Here is a 17082-nt window from a genome sequence, read left to right as displayed (position 1 = left end):
ATGGCCCGATTAAATTTATTGGAAGAGACCCGGTACGAGAAGCTGCCGGTAAGCGTTTATAGCAACCAGCAGGTGGCAGCCGTTGCCGTTGCCGCAAGGATCGCCAAACTGATCCGCGGTAAGCAAAGTAAAGGCGAAAAAGCCGTGCTGGGACTGGCTACCGGTGTTACCCCCATCGGTGTGTATGCCGAACTGGTACGCCTGCACCAGGAAGAGGGTTTGTCTTTTAAAAACGTGATCACCTTTAACCTCGATGAGTATTATCCCATGAAGCCCGATGCYGCYCAAAGCTATGTCACCTTCATGTACGAGAACCTCTTCAGCCATGTGGATATCGAWMMRGCCAATGTGCAYATTCCCGATGGTACCCTGGACCAGGATGCCGTGGTGGCTTTTTGCCTGGCTTATGAACAYCAGATCGAGGAACTGGGCGGTTTGGACCTGCAGATCCTCGGKATCGGCCGTACCGGTCACATCGGTTTYAATGAGCCGGGTTCGGCTCCCAACTCGGGTACCAGGCTGGTGACCCTGGATGACCTGACCCGCAATGACGCCTCAAGGGACTTTGGCGGTAAGGCCAATGTGCCTACCAAGGCCATCACCATGGGTATCGGTACCATTTTCAAGGCCCGCGAGATCATCCTGATGGCCTGGAGCAAAAAGAAAGCCCCCATCATTAAAAAAGCCGTGGAAGGCGAAATGTCGGGTGATGTACCGGCTACTTACCTGCAACTGTCCGACAATGTGGAATTTGTACTGGATGAAGCCGCCGCTTCCGAGCTTACCCGTTTTGATACCCCCTGGTTGGTGAAAGACTGTTCCTGGGACGATAAGGTACTGAAGAAAAAAGCGGTGATCTGGCTGGCTGATACCATCGGCAAGCCGGTACTGAAACTGACCGAAGAGGATTACAACAACCACGGGATGGCCCAGCTGGCTGTTGAACAGGGGCCGGTATACAACATCAATATCGATATTTTTAACCAGATCCAGCATACCATTACCGGCTGGCCGGGTGGTAAGCCCGACGCCGATGATTCGCAAAGGCCGGAAAGGGCTTTGCCGGCCAAAAAAAGGTCTGTCATCTTTTCGCCGCATCCCGATGATGACGTGATCTCGATGGGGGGGACGTTCATTCGTCTGGTGGATCAGGGGCATGAGGTGCATGTGGCTTACCAGACTTCGGGCAATACCGCCGTTTGGGATGATGATGTATTGCGTTACATGGAGTTTGCCATTGATTTTACCAACAGCATTGGCGAGGATACCGCGCACCTGAAAAAGTTATACGAGGAGATGCGCGCTTTTTTCCCGCAGAAACAGCCTAACCAGATCGATACCCAGGAGATCCGCAATGTGAAAGGTTTTATCCGCAAAACCGAGGCCATCTCGGGGGCCAGGTACGCGGGTTTACATGACGACCATATCCATTTTATGGCTTTGCCTTTTTACGAAACCGGCAAAACCAAGAAGAACACCGTGGGCGAGGCGGATATCCAGCTCACCATCGACCTGCTGCAAAAAATAAAACCGCAGCAGATTTTTGCCGCCGGTGATTTTGCCGATCCGAACGGTACCCACCTCGTTTGTTTTAACATCATTTTAGCGGCCCTGGACCGCCTGAAGGATACCGAGGAATGGGTAAAGGATTGCTGGTTGTGGATGTACCGCGGGGCATGGCATGAGTTTGAAACCTATGAGATTGAAATGGCCGTGCCGCTTTCGCCACAGGAGGTGATCCGCAAGCGGAATGCCATCTTTAAACACCAGTCGCAGAAGGACCGCCCGGTGTTCCCGGGTGATGATGCCCGCGAGTTCTGGGTAAGGGCTGAGGACCGCACCCGGGATACCGCCCAGCGTTATGACCGCCTCGGACTTGCTGAATATGAAGCCATGGAGGCGTTTATGCGGTATAAGTTCTGAGTAGTGAGTGATGAGCTTTGAGTTTCATCCCATCGTCTGTGTCTTCACAGACGATTTGCATTTATTCGTTGAAATAAGGAAAGTTGCCCGTGAGAACACAGGCAACGGGAAATAGAAATAGATAGCCATTTTAATTCCCTCCCCTGGGAGGGGCGCGATGGATTGGTGTAATGGCAGGGAGGGGTCTACGCGATTAGTTTAACCCCTTCCTCCCCTTCCCAAAGGAAGGAATCGCACTTACCCCTGCTTTTTAAAACTCAAATTAAACCCAGGCATCATATTAATATAAAATTAATAGCTCTAAAATATATTGAATGACCTCAACCATTACTACTGAAAAACCCGCACGACTTGTTTCACTTGATGTAATGCGCGGCGCAACCATTGCCGCTATGATACTGGTAAATGATCCCGGCGACTGGGGGCATATCTATCCACCGCTTGAACATTCTAAATGGAACGGATGTACACCTACCGATCTGGTGTTCCCTTTCTTCCTGTTTATGGTTGGCGTGGCTGTGGTTTATGCTATGGAGAGCAAGAAGGCAACCATGCCGCATGGCAAAATGATATTAAATGCCTTGCGCCGTACTGCTATACTCATCGCCATTCCGTGGATCACGCAGTTTATTTTTCATCCTGAAGGAGGGTTTGCACATTTGCGTTTCCCGGGAGTATTGCCACGTATCGCGCTGGTTTACTTTATCTGTACCGTACTTTATTTAAAAACCTCACAAAAAACCCGCGACTGGATATTTGCCTTGGCATTAATTGGTTATTTCATTATCATGACCTGTATCCCGGTACCGGGTGTGGGTTATGCCAATCTGGAGCCCGAAACCAACATGGGCGCCTGGATAGACAGACTGGTATTTACTACCAACCACCTCTGGCGCGAATCACATACCTGGGACCCTGAAGGTCTGCTGGGCACACTGCCCGCAGTAGCCACCGGCTTGTTTGGTATAAGGGTAGGCAGCTGGTTAAAACGGAAGGACCGTGATGAAAATGTTAAAGTAAGCTGGATGTTCACCTATGGAGTAATAGCAGTTGTAGCTGGTTTGATCTGGGACTTGTTTTTCCCCATCAACAAAGCGTTGTGGACAAGCTCCTTTGTACTATACACCGGTGGACTGGCTACCATTGCCCTGGCCATTAGCTACTGGCTTATTGATGTGCAGGGCCATAAAAGATTTACTTACCCTTTTGTTGTTTTTGGCGCCAATGCCATTACCGCGTATGTGCTCTCGGGCTTTATTCCGCATTATATGGGCATGATCAAAATTGGCGGGGCATCAATTTATCAAACGCTATTTGTACCTTATTTTTCACCTGTTAACGCCTCATTGGCAAGCGCCATATTTACCGTAATTATTTTATGGCTGGTGATGTGGTTATTCTACATCAAAAAAATCTTTATCAAAATATAATAAATCATGAAACTAAACCTTATCATCCTTATCACACTATTCTTTTTCTCGGTTACCAGCCTCAAAGCACAAACCGCAGCCCCGGCTTTTACGGCATCGCACCTGAAAGCAGCCGATGACTTTTTAACTGCCACGGGTGTAAATAATCAATTTGGCAGCGTTATGGATAACATGATCAAATCGTCAAGTGCTCAAATACCGGAAGAGCATCGTGCCTCCTATTTAAAAGTAATGAATACTTTCATCGCTAAATATTTTACATGGGATATGCTTAAAGATAAAATTGCTACCGTATATGCTGCCGAATTCACCGAAGACGAACTTATAAAGCTGTCTGCATTTTACAATACCCCGCTTGGAAAAAAAATCAGCTCAAAACTCACTGTACTAACACAAAAAGGAATGGCTATAGGTCAGCAGGCCGTTGCCGACCACCGACCGGAACTGGAACAAATGATGAAAGATGCCTTTGAAAAGGATATACCTCCGGCTACCAAGCAATAATTAACATTTTGCAACTTGTAACTAATAATTTCGTTTTGCATCTTAGCATAAAAATATTCCCCAATTAACATATGAAATTAAACCTCAAGCTTTCCGCACTTGCCTTAGCTTTGATCATAACCTCGGCAGGCGCTTTTGCGCAGGTTAAAAAAAAGCCGGCTCCATCATCAAAAGGCAAACCCGTTGTTGCGCAGGCAAAAGCAAAAGCTGATGTATTGCCCGTTGACGACCAGGTGATCATTGGCAAGCTGCCCAACGGATTAACCTACTATATCAGGCAAAACGTTGAACCTAAAAACAAAGCTGAGTTATACCTGGTAAATAAAGCCGGTTCGGTTTTAGAAGCTGATGACCAGCAAGGCCTTGCTCACTTTACTGAGCACATGGCCTTTAACGGCACCCGCGATTTCCCTAAAAATGAAATGGTTGATTATCTTCAAAAATCAGGGGTAAAATTTGGTGCCGATCTAAACGCTTATACATCATTTAACGAAACCGTATATCAGCTGCCAATACCATCTGATACCGTTAAAATTTTCGAGAATGGTTTTAAAATACTGGCCAACTGGGCAGGGTATGTGAGTTTTGACCCTGCAGAAATAGATAAGGAACGTGGTGTTGTTTTGGAGGAAGAGCGCCTGCGCGGTAAAAATGCCCAGGAACGTTTACAAAATCAAACCTTACCTGTATTGCTTAATAACTCACGCTATGCTTTACGTTTGCCTATTGGTAAGGATGATGTGCTGAAAAACTTTAAACCAGAAACTATCAAAAGTTTTTACCGTGATTGGTACCGCCCCGATCTGCAAGCTGTTATAGCTGTTGGTGATTTTGACCCTAAACGGGTAGAGCAACTGATAAAGCAAAATTTCTCTCAGCTGCAAAATCCACCGGCCGAGAAACCGCGTGTAAAATATACCGTACCAGCAACGCCAGGTACTGCGGTTAAAATAGCTACAGATGCTGAATTTCCATATACCCTTGCCCAAATCATCGTAAAGCATCCCGGAACAACAACCAAAACAACTACTGATTATATGCAGCAGATCAGGGAGCAGTTGTTTAACCAGATGCTTAATGCGCGCCTGGGCGAACTGTTGCAAAAAGCTACCCCTCCATTTTTATTTGGACGATCAAGCTATGGTGGTTTTTTAGGCGAGCAGGATGCCTTTACTTCCATAGCCGTAGCCAGGCCGGGTGAGCTGGAAGGCGCTATTAAAGCCGTAGTTGCTGAAACAGAACGTGCACGCAAGTTTGGCTTTACACTTACCGAACTGGAACGGGCCAAACAAGATGCCCTGGTACAAATGGGAAATGCCTTTAGAGAAAGAAACAAAACCCGCTCGGTAAATTTTGTACGGGAGTATCAGCAACACTTTTTAACAGGCGAAGCCATACCAGGTATTGAATACGAATACAATTTTTATGTGAACAACATTGGCAAAATAACCCTTGCCGAAATGAATGCGCTTGCCGGTAAATTCATCAGCGACCAAAACAGGGTGGTGATCGTAGAAGCGCCTGATAAGGAAAAAGACAAACTCCCTGCCGAAAAAACATTATTACAATGGATAAGCACAGCAGGGCAAAATGTAACCGCCTATGTTGATAATGTATCATCAGATCCATTGATCAGCAAATTGCCCGATGGCAGCAAGGTCACCAACCAGGTTGCAGATGATGCCATTGGTACAACCACCTTAACATTGGGTAATGGCGTAAAAGTAATTTTAAAACCCACAGAGTTCAGGAATGATCAGATATTGATAAACGGATACGCCTTTGGCGGTACCTCCTTAGCCAATGATGATGATTTTACATCGGCAAATCTGGCTACCGCCATAATAAGCAACAGCGGTATAGCCCAGTTTAACCAGGGGCAGCTTGATAAAAAACTGGCTGGTAAAAACGTGAACATTTCGCCATACATCAGCGAATTTACACAGGGAATAAGCGGTAGCACGTCACCTGCTGATTTTGAAACCGCATTACAGCTTATCTACCTGTATTTTACCCAACCACGTAAGGATAAGGATATTTGGCAATCGCAAATTGACCAAACCCGCTCATTATTAACCAATCGTGGCCTTGATCCGGTAAGCGTATTCCAGGATACTGTGGCAGCTGTATTAAGTAATTATAATTTCCGCGCTATGGTTACCACGCCAGCCAGGTTAAACGCGGCATCGCTTGATAAGGCTTATTCTTTTTATAAAAGCAGGTTTGCCGATGCAAGTGGCTTTACTTTTACCCTTGTAGGCAATTTTAATGTAGAAACTATTAAGCCTTACCTGGAGCATTATTTAGGAGCATTGCCATCAACCAACAGTAATGAAACCTATAAAAACCTGGATATACATCCCGCTGCTGGATTGATCAATACAACCGTTAATAAAGGTGTTGGCGAAAAAAGCAGCGTACAGTTGGTTTTTAGCGGTGAGTTTGACTATAACGAAGCCAACAATTTACAGATGGATGCCCTGGAAGAGGTGCTTAACATTAAATTGATAGAGCGCCTGCGCGAACAGGAAAGCGGTGTTTACGCGCCGGGTGTAAGAGCTGGGTACCATAAAACCCCAAGCGGCAGGTATACTATCTCTGTTTATTTTGGATGCGCTCCCGAAAATGTAGATAAAATGGTAAATGCCACATTAGAGGAAATTGCCAAGATCAAACAAAACGGGGCCTTGCCTGCCGATATCCAGAAATTTGTGGCTAAAGAGGCCCGTTCAACCCAGGAGCAATTGAAAGAAAATATCTTTTGGGCCGGATATTTAGCTTCATCATCACAAAATAAGGAAAATCCCGACCAGATATTGAGCCATGTAAACAACCTGGAGCAGGTAACCGTGCAAAGTACCAAAGATGCTGCCAACAAATACCTGAGCGGCAAAAACCTCATCAAACTAATATTAATGCCTGAGAAAAAATAAGTTTTTTCTCCCATTGAGATATATTAAGAACGCCCCGCCAGATGATCCTGGCAGGGCGTTCTTGTTTTGTGCTTAACGTGCTTTAATTCCCTCCCTTGGGAGGGGCGCGGTTGGATAGCGCGGTAGCAGGGAGGGGTTTCTACACATGACACAAGCTTGCATTATTTACTAAACCCCTTCCTCCCCTTCCCCAAGGAAGGAATCGCACTCGTCCCTACTCATTTTTTAATTTGGCTTGATGATTCTCAATGCATATTCAAATAGGCCGATGCTGTATCGTGTGCCTTATGCACCACTACGCCAACGCATTTCTTACTGGCATCTATTTCAAAAGAAATGCCTTTGTCCATATCGGTATAAACCTGCACCTTGCCGTCTTTATTTTTATAATCACTGGTTGGTTTTAGGTCGTAAGCTTTTTTAATTTCATCACGCGTAGCGCCCACTCCAACACCATCGGCTGTTTTAAACTCCGGCGAAGTGATCAATATTTTCTGAATCCGACTAATATTCTCGTCCTTACCTCCCATATTCCGATGCGAAAACACACTCGTTTTGTACCCCGAACTATTGTGCTTAGCGTACCACACCATTAATGAGCTCCCCATAGCGGCATCAGAACTATCAGGTCGCCCTAATAACTGGCTAACATTTTCAACATCTTCGTTCAATAATATGCGTCCAATGCCCCTTCCGGGACTAATGAGCCGGTCGGCAGATATTGTTTTTGTTGTACCTGTATCGGTTGTGGCCGGGCTTTTGGCTATGGAATCGTCTAATATAGGCTGTTTTACTTTGCCGGTATCGGCGGCTTGTTGTGTGGTATCGGCAGTTGTTTGTTTTTTTGAGGATTGATTACAGGCAAACAGGCCTGTAATCAGTAATAATATTATAAGGGTGTTCTTCGTCATATATCAACATAACAGTATTATATTTATTTTGTTGGCCGGGTTATTTACCTAACCAAATTAACATTAATTTGTTGAACAAATAATGATCACAAAAGGCCAACAGGTTATACAGCAATGGTACAAGCAAAAAAACTGGCAGCAGTTCCCGTTTCAGCAGGAAATGGAAGCAGCCTACCTTGCCGGCTACTCAGGTTTACTGAATGCGCCTACCGGTAGTGGTAAAACCTTCGCACTGTTTTTGCCTTTCCTGGCCGATTTTATAAATAAACATCCCGACACTTATACTACCCAAAAGAACAACGGCCTGCTCATGCTGTGGATAACCCCGCTGCGTGCATTAACTAACGATATCAGGAAGGCGATGCAGGAATCGTGCGATGAAATAGGTTTGCCATGGCAAATTGCCACCCGCACCGGAGATACATCGGCTGCCGAAAAGCAAGCCCTGAAGCGAAAACTGCCCGAAGTACTGCTCACCACCCCCGAAAGCCTGCACCTGATGCTGGCCCAAAAAGAATATCCCAAGATGTTCAGTAACCTGCAGGTAGTAGTGATTGATGAGTGGCACGAACTGTTAGGCACCAAACGCGGCGTACAGGTGGAGCTGGGGTTATCGAAGTTAAAAGTCTTGAGTTCTGAGTCTTTAGTCCAAAGTGAAAACAATAAACCCTATGCAAAACTTTCAAACTTAGAACTTCAAACTTCAGACTTAGGGCTTCGTATCTGGGGCATCAGCGCAACCATTGGCAATTTAGAGCAGGCAGCCGAAGTATTGCTGGGCAACGATTTTCCGCCGGAACGAATAAAAATGGTACGGGCCAACCTGGATAAAAAACTGGAAATAAAATCGATCATCCCTGATAATGTAGAGAATTACTCCTGGGCTGGTCATATCGGTCTAAAACTGTTGCCGCAGGTGATGGAGATCGTGGCCCGCAGTAAAACTACGCTGATATTTACCAATACCCGTTCGCAGTCCGAAATTTGGTACCATGCCATTTTAGATAACTATCCGGAATATGCCGGCATCATGGCCATGCACCACGGCTCGCTGGATAATGAACTGCGCAACTGGGTAGAGCAAGCCCTGCACGCCGAAACTCTGAAAGTAGTGGTATGTACATCGAGTTTGGATCTGGGGGTTGATTTTCGTCCGGTAGATACTGTGGTTCAGGTGGGCAGCCCTAAAGGCGTTGCCCGTTTTATGCAGCGTGCCGGGCGTAGCGGTCACCACCCGGGCGCGGTATCAAGGGCTTATTTTGTACCCACACACTCGCTCGAACTGCTGGAAGGTGCAGCCCTTAAAGAGGCTATCAGAAAAGGCATTTTTGAAAGCCGCGACCCCATGCTGCTTACCATGGATGTGCTGATCCAATACATGGTTACACTTGCCGTATCAGATGGTTTCAGGGCCGATGAATTGTTTAAGGAAGTAAAAAGCACTTATGCCTTCGCCGATATCACCCATAATGAATTTGGTCAGCTGCTTGATTTTATAACCAGCGGCGGCAAAACCCTGGCGCAATATGATGAGTTTTTAAAGGTGGAGGTTGAAAACGGTTTATACAAAGTGAACAGCAGGCGGGTGGCTATGCGTCACCGTTTAAGCATCGGCACCATTACCAGCGAGCTGAGCATCCGGGTAAAATGGCTGAGCGGCGGCAGCCTGGGCACTATCGAAGAATCATTTGTATCCAAATTAAAGCCGGGTAACACCTTTTGGTTCGCGGGCCGCAGCCTCGAATTTATCCGGGTTAAAGAAATGACCGCCTATGTAAAAAAATCAAACTCCAACAAGGGCCTCATCCCCAGCTGGAATGGTGGCCGGATGCCTTTATCGTCGCAACTATCTGCCGTGTTCAGGGATAAACTGGATGAGGTAGCGCATGGTATTGAAAAAGATGAGGAAGTTATCGCTCTTAAACCCTTATTTAATTTGCAGCAGGAACTTTCGCACCTGCCCCAAAGCCATGAGTTTTTGATCGAATCATTTAAATCGCGCGAGGGGCACCACCTGTTGTTTTACCCCTTTGAGGGACGGTTGGTACATGAGGGTATGGCTTCGTTGCTGGCCTTTCGCATCAGCAAAATAAAACCCGCCAGCTTCTCTATCGCCATGAACGATTATGGGTTTGAACTGCTTACCGATGAGGATGTGCCTATTGACGAAGTGCTGGAAGATGCCAGCTTTTTTTCGATTGATAACCTGCTGGATGATATTCAGCATAGTTTAAATGCCAACGAAATGGCACGCCGCCGTTTCAGGGATATAGCCCACATCGGCGGACTGGTATTTACAGGATACCCCGGTCAGCAGGTAAAAAATAAACACCTGCAGGCATCCACCTCCTTATTATTCGAGGTATTTACCGAGTATGAGCCCGATAACCTGTTGGTGCGGCAGGCTTATAACGAGGCGCTCGCTTTTCAACTTGAGGAGTTTAGGCTCAGGGCAGCGCTGCAGCGCATAGCTACACAAAACATTATTCTTAAAGTAATTGAACGCCCTACCCCATTTGCTTTCCCTATTATGGTTGACAGCCTTGGCCGTGAAAGATTGACCACCGAAACCATGGAAGAGCGGATAGCTAAAATGGCACGTAGCTATGGTGCCGAAGGTGTTGCCGAACCCGCCGAAAATCGCAGAAACCGAAAATCCGGAATTACCAGGAAGAAAGGCTTTTAGCTCGATACCTAAAAAACACATCATTGAGGCACGAAGCAAGAAGCCCCCTCTAAATCTCCCCCAAAGGGGGGAGACTTTGAAAGTGTTTTAAAGCCCTCTCCTTTGGAGAGGGTTGGGTGAGGTTCTGAAATTTGCACATCTGCACATAAATTATCACCAGGCTTTATACCTTTGCCCTCATGGAAACTATCACCTGGCACGATTTTGAGCGAGTAGAACTCAGGGTTGGAACTATTCTGGAAGCAGCAGATTTCCCCGAAGCACGCAAACCCGCCTTTAAGGTAAAGGTTGATTTTGGGGAGTTCGGCATTAAATGGTCAAGTGCGCAGATCACTAAACATTATACCAAAGAAGAATTAACCGGCAGACAGATCGTCGCGGTCATCAACTTTCCTAAAAAACAGATCGCTAATTTCATGTCGGAGTTTTTGGTTACCGGCTTTGCCGATGAAAATGGTGATATAGTTTTGGCCGCTATTGATAAACCCGTGCCAAACGGCAGTAAACTTATTTAAATGAGATATATCAATTTTGAGGACGAGCCCGCTATTTCGCCCGACGATTTTTTCATGGGCGAGGCTTTAAAAGAAGCCCGCTATGCTCTTGAAGAAGATGAGATACCCATTGGCGCCATCGTGGTATATGGTGGTAAGATCATAGGTCGTGGCCACAACTTAACCGAGCGATTGAGCGATGTATCGGCACATGCCGAAATGCAGGCATTAACCGCCGCGGCCAACTCCATGGGTGGTAAGTATTTACCGGGCTGTACTTTATATGTAACTATGGAGCCTTGTGTAATGTGTGCCGGGGCATCCTACTGGTTCCAGGTGAGCCGGATTGTTTTTGGTGCTTATGATGCCAAGCTTGGTTTTGGCAGGCTTAATCAAAAAATAACCCATCCCAAAACGGTTATTACCGGCGGCATCCGTGAAAACGAATGTGCCGAGCTGGTAAAAAGTTTTTTTAAAGGGAAGCGGAAAAAATGATGTCTGAATCAAAGTTTTCAGGATTTATAAATTAAGAGAATGGGTTATTCGAATTTGATAACCCCTGAAGACTTCTCACATTCTGTAAATTCTGATTCCAGACAAATACCTGACAAATTTTTTAGAACAAAAACTGAGTTCAACTCTTATATTTGTTACGTCACAACATTAAACTTTTAAACTTTAATAATAAACAATTATGGCATTTACACTACCGGCGTTACCTTACGCTACCGATGCTCTGGAACCGCACATTGATAAACTGACCATGGAAATTCACCATGGCAAACACCATCAGGCTTATGTAACCAACTTAAATAAAGCCCTTGAAGGTAAACCTGAAGCTGATAGCAGCATTGATGATATCATTAAAAATATTTCAAAATTTCCGCCTGCTGTACGCAACAATGGTGGTGGTCATTACAACCACTCTTTATTCTGGACTTTGCTTTCTCCAAACGGAGGCGGCGAGCCTACTGGCGCTTTAGCCGATGCTATAAAAAGCACTTTCGGTTCATTTGCCGATTTTAAAACTAAAGTATCTGAAGCTGGTGCAACCCGTTTCGGTTCGGGTTGGGCATGGTTAATTGTTACTGCCGATAAAAAACTGGCTATTACATCAACTCCAAACCAGGACAACCCATTAATGGATATTGCCGAAGTAAAAGGCACACCAGTTTTAGGTATTGATGTTTGGGAACATGCTTACTACCTGAAATATCAAAACCGTCGCCCTGATTATTTAGCGGCTATCTGGAACGTGATCAACTGGAAACAAGTTGCCGAGCTTTACGCAAAAGCAACAGCTTAATTTTATTAAGCACTATAAATTTAAAGCGGCAGAGTTTAAACAATTCTGCCGCTTTTTTATTTAATTTTATTTATTGTAATAATAACCCGTCATTGCGAGGTACGAAGCAATCTCTATGCTATACAGGGCCGCTCTGTAAATCGGGGATTGCTTCGTACCTCGCAATGACGATATGCTGAAATCCATGAAAGCCATCGTTTTAGAAGCCGCCGATAAACCACTGGTATATAAAGAAGTTGAAAAACCAACTCTTGCTCCCGGCGAAGTATTAGTACATATAAAAGCCGCCGCATTAAACCGCCGCGACTACTGGATAACCATAGGCCGGTATGCCGGTATCAAATATCCATCCATATTAGGATCAGACGGGGCCGGTACAGTTGCCGAAGTTGGCAGTGAGCAGGATAATCACTGGCTAAACCAGGAAGTGGTCATTAACCCAAGCAACAACTACGGCCAGAGTGATGATTACCAGGGAGCGGATTTTAAGATATTGGGCCTGCCAGATAATGGCACTTTTGCCGAATATGTAAAAACCCGTGTAGAATACCTGCACCCCAAACCCTCCCATTTAACCTGGGAACAGGCGGCAGCCATTCCGCTGGCCGGGCTAACCGCCTACCGCGCGTTATTTACCAAAGCTAAGGCCAAAAAAGGCGATAGAGTTTTGATATCCGGCGTTGGCGCGGGTACCGGCGCTTTTGCATTGCAATGGGCTGTAGCTGCCGGATGCCAGGTTTTTGTAACCTCGGGCAATGGCGAAAAAATTGAACGCGCCAAACACCTGGGCGCGGCAGCAGGCGTTAATTATAAAGCGCAGGACTGGGCCGAACAACTGAAACTGATGGTTCACGGTTTTGATATCATTATTGATAGCGCCCTGGGCCCTGGGTTTGCCAAATTCCCCGACCTGTGTAATCCCGGCGGGCGCATAGTGATCTTTGGCGGAACAGCAGGTAATATCCCCCCGCTCGACGGACGTAAAATATTCTGGAAGCAACTGCAACTCCTGGGCACAACCATGGGCACCACTGCCGATTTTACGGCTATGCTGCAATTTGTAAACGAGCATAAGATAATTCCCATAGTTGATGAAGTGTTTCCGCTAAAGGATGCGCAAAAGGCCATTGACAAAATGGAAAATTCCTCACAGTTTGGTAAAATTGTATTGCAGAACCTCTAACAATAGCTGTTTAAACATTTGTACATAGCGCGATTGCCTAATAATCTACTAATTTTGTGGACTTTATTTAGGCATGATCAAAAAACCCATAGACCTGCTGCTGAAAGAGTCGGCAGAAGTAGGAGAACACTCATTAAAACGCACACTTGGCCCGGTTAACCTGATATTGATCGGGATAGGCATCATCATAGGAGCAGGGTTATTTTCATTAACCGGTATCGCGGCCGGTCAGCATTCAGGGCCGGCAGTAACCATCTCCTTCCTGATAGCTGCTTTAGGCTGTACATTCGCCGCACTTTGTTATGCCGAGTTTTCGGCCATGATACCGGTTGCGGGCAGTGCTTATACCTATTCTTATGCTACTATGGGCGAGCTTTTTGCCTGGATCATTGGCTGGGACCTGGTGCTTGAATATTCAGTTGGTGCCGCTACCGTGGCCATTAGCTGGTCGCAATACCTTACCAAGTTCTTGTCATGGTTTGATCTTTACCTGCCCCCGCAGCTTACCTTGTCCCCTTTTGAAACCGCCAAAGCTGCTAATGGCGATGTGGTGAGCGGCATTATTAACCTGCCTGCAGCTTTAATAGTTATTATTGTAACCAGTATTATCATCAGGGGTACAAAAGGGTCGGCTTTGGTTAACGCCATTATTGTAAGTTTAAAGGTGGGTGTGGTACTGGTGTTCATAGCTGTTGGGTGGTCGTTCATCAACCCACAAAACTATCATCCTTATATTCCGCAAAATACCGGCGTATGGGGCGATTATGGCTGGTCGGGTATATTACGGGGCGCGGGGTTGGTTTTCTTCGTATTCATTGGGTTCGATGCGGTATCAACCGCGGCGCAGGAGGCTAAAAACCCACAGCGAAACATGCCTATAGGTATCATCGGTTCGCTGGTAGTTTGTACAATCCTGTTCGTGATCTTCGCCCATGTTATGACAGGGATGGCTAATTATAAAGAGTTCATTGGCTCGGGTGCTCCGGTTGCCATCGCTATCGAAAAAACACATTACCAATGGTTAAGCAAGGCTATTGTGCTGGCTATATTAATAGGTTATACCTCGGTTATATTGGTTGATTTACTGGGCCAGTCAAGGGTATTCTTCTCCATGTCGAAAGATGGATTGCTGCCCAAAGTATTCTCTGATGTGCACCCTAAATTCCGCACGCCATGGAAATCAAACATTGTGCTGTGCGGCTTTATCGCGTTATTCGCTGCTTTTGTACCCATCCGCGTGGTGGGCGAAATGACGAGTATTGGTACTCTGCTGGCCTTTGTGATGGTTTGCGCGGGAGTACTTATATTACGTAAACAGCAGCCCAATGTGCACCGGCCGTTTAAAACACCGTTTGTACCTGTTGTGCCTATATTGGGCATATTGGTTTGCTTTGCCATGATGACATTTTTGCCCGGCGATACCTGGCTGCGATTATTAATTTGGTTGGCAATTGGTTTAGTTATATATTTCACCTACGGTAAAAAGAACAGTGTAATACGAAAAAGGCTTGCGGCTAAGCAGGAATAGTTTTCATGAATGAGGATATACTAAAATTAAAGATTGAACGGATAAAATGGGAAACGCCGGATACCGCTTCCTTTTATTTAAGCAACACAACAGGCAAGCCTATACATTATAAAGCCGGGCAATTCATTACCCTGATATTCAATCACCATAACGAGGAGATCCGCAGGTCATATTCCCTGAGCTCCTCACCAGATGAGGATCTTTTATCCATCACCGTAAAGCGGATAACCAATGGAGAGATCTCCCGCTTTATGCTTGCTAAGGAACATCCGGGTGATATATTAACGGCACTCACCCCTGCCGGCCGGTTTACTATAACCAACTTTGAGCCGGAAAAAGATATACTCCTGTTTGCAGGTGGCAGCGGCATTACACCCATATTTTCGCAGCTTAAATATATACTGAACCGCCCGGGTAAAAGTCGGATTACGCTTATTTACAGTAACCAGGATGCAAAGTCTATATTATTTAAGGATGAACTGATTGAACTGGCCGCCAAATACCCGGATAGGTTTACCATTATTAACCTGCTCAGCAGCGAGGCCAACCGACTGAATACCGACAGGGTTGAAAAGCTTACCCGCCAAATTGTACAGCATGAGCTGGGCAAGGCTGAATTTTATCTTTGCGGCCCATTCCCTTATATGCGGATGATCAGGTTCGCGCTGGTGTATATGGGTATAAACCCTAACCAGATACGCCGGGAAAACTTTGTATTGGAAACCGTATCTGTTACCAGTTCGATCATCAATTTTCCGCCTCGCAACATCAGGATCAAATTTAAAAACGAGGTGCATGACCTGGCCGTTGGCGAAAATCAATCCATATTACAGGCTGCCCTGCAAAACAACGTAGCGCTGCCTTATAGCTGCCGCAATGGAGTATGCTCTACCTGTACAGCCAAATGCGCGAGTGGTAAAATTGAAATGGTAAAAAATGATGTGCTTACCGATGCCGACATAGCCGAAGGCTGGATACTGACCTGCACCGGTCATCCCATAAGTGATGATGTGGTAATAGCGTTCGGGGAGTAAATAAAAATGCGTCATTGCGAGGCACGAAGCAATCCCCGATAAGCAAGTCCGCTCTGTATAGCATAGAGATTGCTTCGTACCTCGCAATTGTAAGGGTTTAGTAATTCGATGACAAGGTAGCAGGTTTATTTTGTGTTGTTTAAGGTGATCATATCAATAGGTCTTTTTCCACCAATACCTTGGTGAGGTCTTTCCCAGTTATAGTAGACCAGGTATTGCAGGAGTTCGTCTTCAAGTTCTTCGAGGCTGTCGAAATCAGTGTCCTCGATCAGGTCTTCCTTAAGCGTACGCCAGAAGCGCTCTACTTTACCGTTTGTCTGCGGTCGATAAGGCTGAATATACCTGCGTTTGATACCCGTTTCCATCAGCATCCGCTCAAAAGGGTGGTTACGTTTGTTCTGGCTAACAGCCGGGCCAAACTCCGGGCCGTTATCGGCAATGATCTCTTCGAACTGGATGCCGAACTTCTCTTTGATCATTCGCATACAGCGCAGGGCTGCAAACATGGTAGTTAAGGCGGTAATATCTTCCATAACCTCTGCAAAGGCTACCCGGGAATAATCATCAATGACACAAAGTAGGTAAAGCTTACGATGCTGACCGCGAATGATGGTTTGGCTTAAGTGATGACAATCGATATGACCTAACTGTCCCATGCGTTCTTTAATAATCTTGCGTTTAACTTCCTTATCTGCCGGCTTTAAACGGTTTTTGCCGTAACGCTTCAGGATGTTATAAACTCCCGAAGGCGATGGCTTAAAGTTATCTGATTTCTGCTTAAGCTCSTGAGCTATTTCAAACTTATTGTTGCCCCGCGAGCGCATTTCAAGTACCAAAGCTTCATCCCCAAGCGACGGCCTGCGCGTCCTGTATTTCGGGCCTCGTCTGCCTGGCAACAGGTCTTCTTCGTTACCGGATTGTTTATACCGGTTGTAATACTTCAGGAAGCTTCGGCGGTCGGTGTGATGAAACTCATAGAACTCTTTGGCCAGTTTAAAGCTTGGATGAAGCCCTTGCTTGACCTGCTCATAATCCTTTATTAGAAAACGATAGGTCTGCAAGTAATTCCGTTTCAGGGTGAGGTCGTTCGTGTTGATGCGCATAGCTCTTAATTTAGCTATTCTTGTCCTCGAATTATCTGACCTTTACA

At 45.9% G+C, this 17082-nt stretch carries 13 protein-coding genes; 11 read left to right on the top strand and 2 right to left on the bottom strand.

Features of this window, described 5'->3' with window-relative positions; genetic code table 11:
- The 4 genes from nagB to AC1DRQ_RS24490 all read left to right on the top strand — a co-directional run.
- Positions 1-1923: glucosamine-6-phosphate deaminase (gene nagB, locus AC1DRQ_RS24505; protein ID WP_477427722.1), on the top strand; the 1923-nt coding region annotated here is incomplete at its 5' end.
- 314 nt (positions 1924-2237) lie between these two features.
- Positions 2238-3353: an acyltransferase family protein gene (locus AC1DRQ_RS24500; RefSeq protein WP_477427720.1), complete on the top strand. Its 1116-nt coding sequence runs from the start codon at positions 2238-2240 to the stop codon at positions 3351-3353.
- Between the two features lie 6 nt (positions 3354-3359).
- Entirely contained in the window at positions 3360-3857 is a 498-nt protein-coding gene (locus tag AC1DRQ_RS24495) for a DUF2059 domain-containing protein (RefSeq protein WP_477427718.1), read from the top strand.
- Positions 3858-3928: 71 nt separating this feature from the next.
- Entirely contained in the window at positions 3929-6790 is a 2862-nt protein-coding gene (locus AC1DRQ_RS24490) for a M16 family metallopeptidase (protein ID WP_477427716.1), read from the top strand.
- 245 nt (positions 6791-7035) lie between these two features.
- Here the strand turns inward: AC1DRQ_RS24490 and AC1DRQ_RS24485 are convergent, their stop codons facing one another.
- On the bottom strand, positions 7036-7701 hold the full coding sequence (locus AC1DRQ_RS24485) for a hypothetical protein (RefSeq protein ID WP_477427714.1): 666 nt from the start codon (positions 7699-7701) through the stop codon (positions 7036-7038).
- 82 nt (positions 7702-7783) lie between these two features.
- Between AC1DRQ_RS24485 and AC1DRQ_RS24480 the strand changes: the two genes are divergently transcribed.
- The 7 genes from AC1DRQ_RS24480 to AC1DRQ_RS24450 all read left to right on the top strand — a co-directional run bounded on the left by AC1DRQ_RS24480 (position 7784) and on the right by AC1DRQ_RS24450 (position 15932).
- On the top strand, positions 7784-10387 hold the full coding sequence (locus AC1DRQ_RS24480; RefSeq protein WP_477427712.1) for a ligase-associated DNA damage response DEXH box helicase: 2604 nt from the start codon (positions 7784-7786) through the stop codon (positions 10385-10387).
- Between the two features lie 179 nt (positions 10388-10566).
- Positions 10567-10902, top strand: coding sequence for a tRNA-binding protein (locus AC1DRQ_RS24475; protein WP_477427710.1), 336 nt, complete (start codon positions 10567-10569; stop codon positions 10900-10902).
- Positions 10903-11376 carry a nucleoside deaminase gene (locus AC1DRQ_RS24470; RefSeq protein ID WP_477427708.1) on the top strand — a complete coding sequence of 158 codons (474 nt, stop codon included), beginning with the start codon at positions 10903-10905 and terminating at the stop codon, positions 11374-11376.
- Between the two features lie 199 nt (positions 11377-11575).
- Positions 11576-12187, top strand: coding sequence for a superoxide dismutase (locus AC1DRQ_RS24465; protein ID WP_429399868.1), 612 nt, complete (start codon positions 11576-11578; stop codon positions 12185-12187).
- 184 nt (positions 12188-12371) lie between these two features.
- Positions 12372-13370, top strand: coding sequence for a zinc-binding dehydrogenase (locus AC1DRQ_RS24460; RefSeq protein WP_477427706.1), 999 nt, complete (start codon positions 12372-12374; stop codon positions 13368-13370).
- Positions 13371-13443: 73 nt separating this feature from the next.
- On the top strand, positions 13444-14898 hold the full coding sequence (locus AC1DRQ_RS24455; RefSeq protein WP_429399866.1) for an amino acid permease: 1455 nt from the start codon (positions 13444-13446) through the stop codon (positions 14896-14898).
- A 5-nt stretch (positions 14899-14903) separates the two neighbouring features.
- A complete protein-coding gene (locus tag AC1DRQ_RS24450; RefSeq protein WP_477427703.1) occupies positions 14904-15932 on the top strand; it encodes a 2Fe-2S iron-sulfur cluster-binding protein in 1029 nt (342 codons plus the stop codon).
- A gap of 125 nt (positions 15933-16057) precedes the next feature.
- Here AC1DRQ_RS24450 and AC1DRQ_RS24445 read toward each other — a convergent pair whose 3' ends face one another.
- A complete protein-coding gene (locus AC1DRQ_RS24445) occupies positions 16058-17035 on the bottom strand; it encodes an integrase core domain-containing protein (protein WP_477427701.1) in 978 nt (325 codons plus the stop codon).
- Positions 17036-17082 lie beyond the last annotated feature (47 nt).

It is taken from the genome of Mucilaginibacter sp. P4_E8 (assembly GCF_056401495.1).
This window is presented reverse-complemented; position numbering and strand designations above follow the sequence as displayed.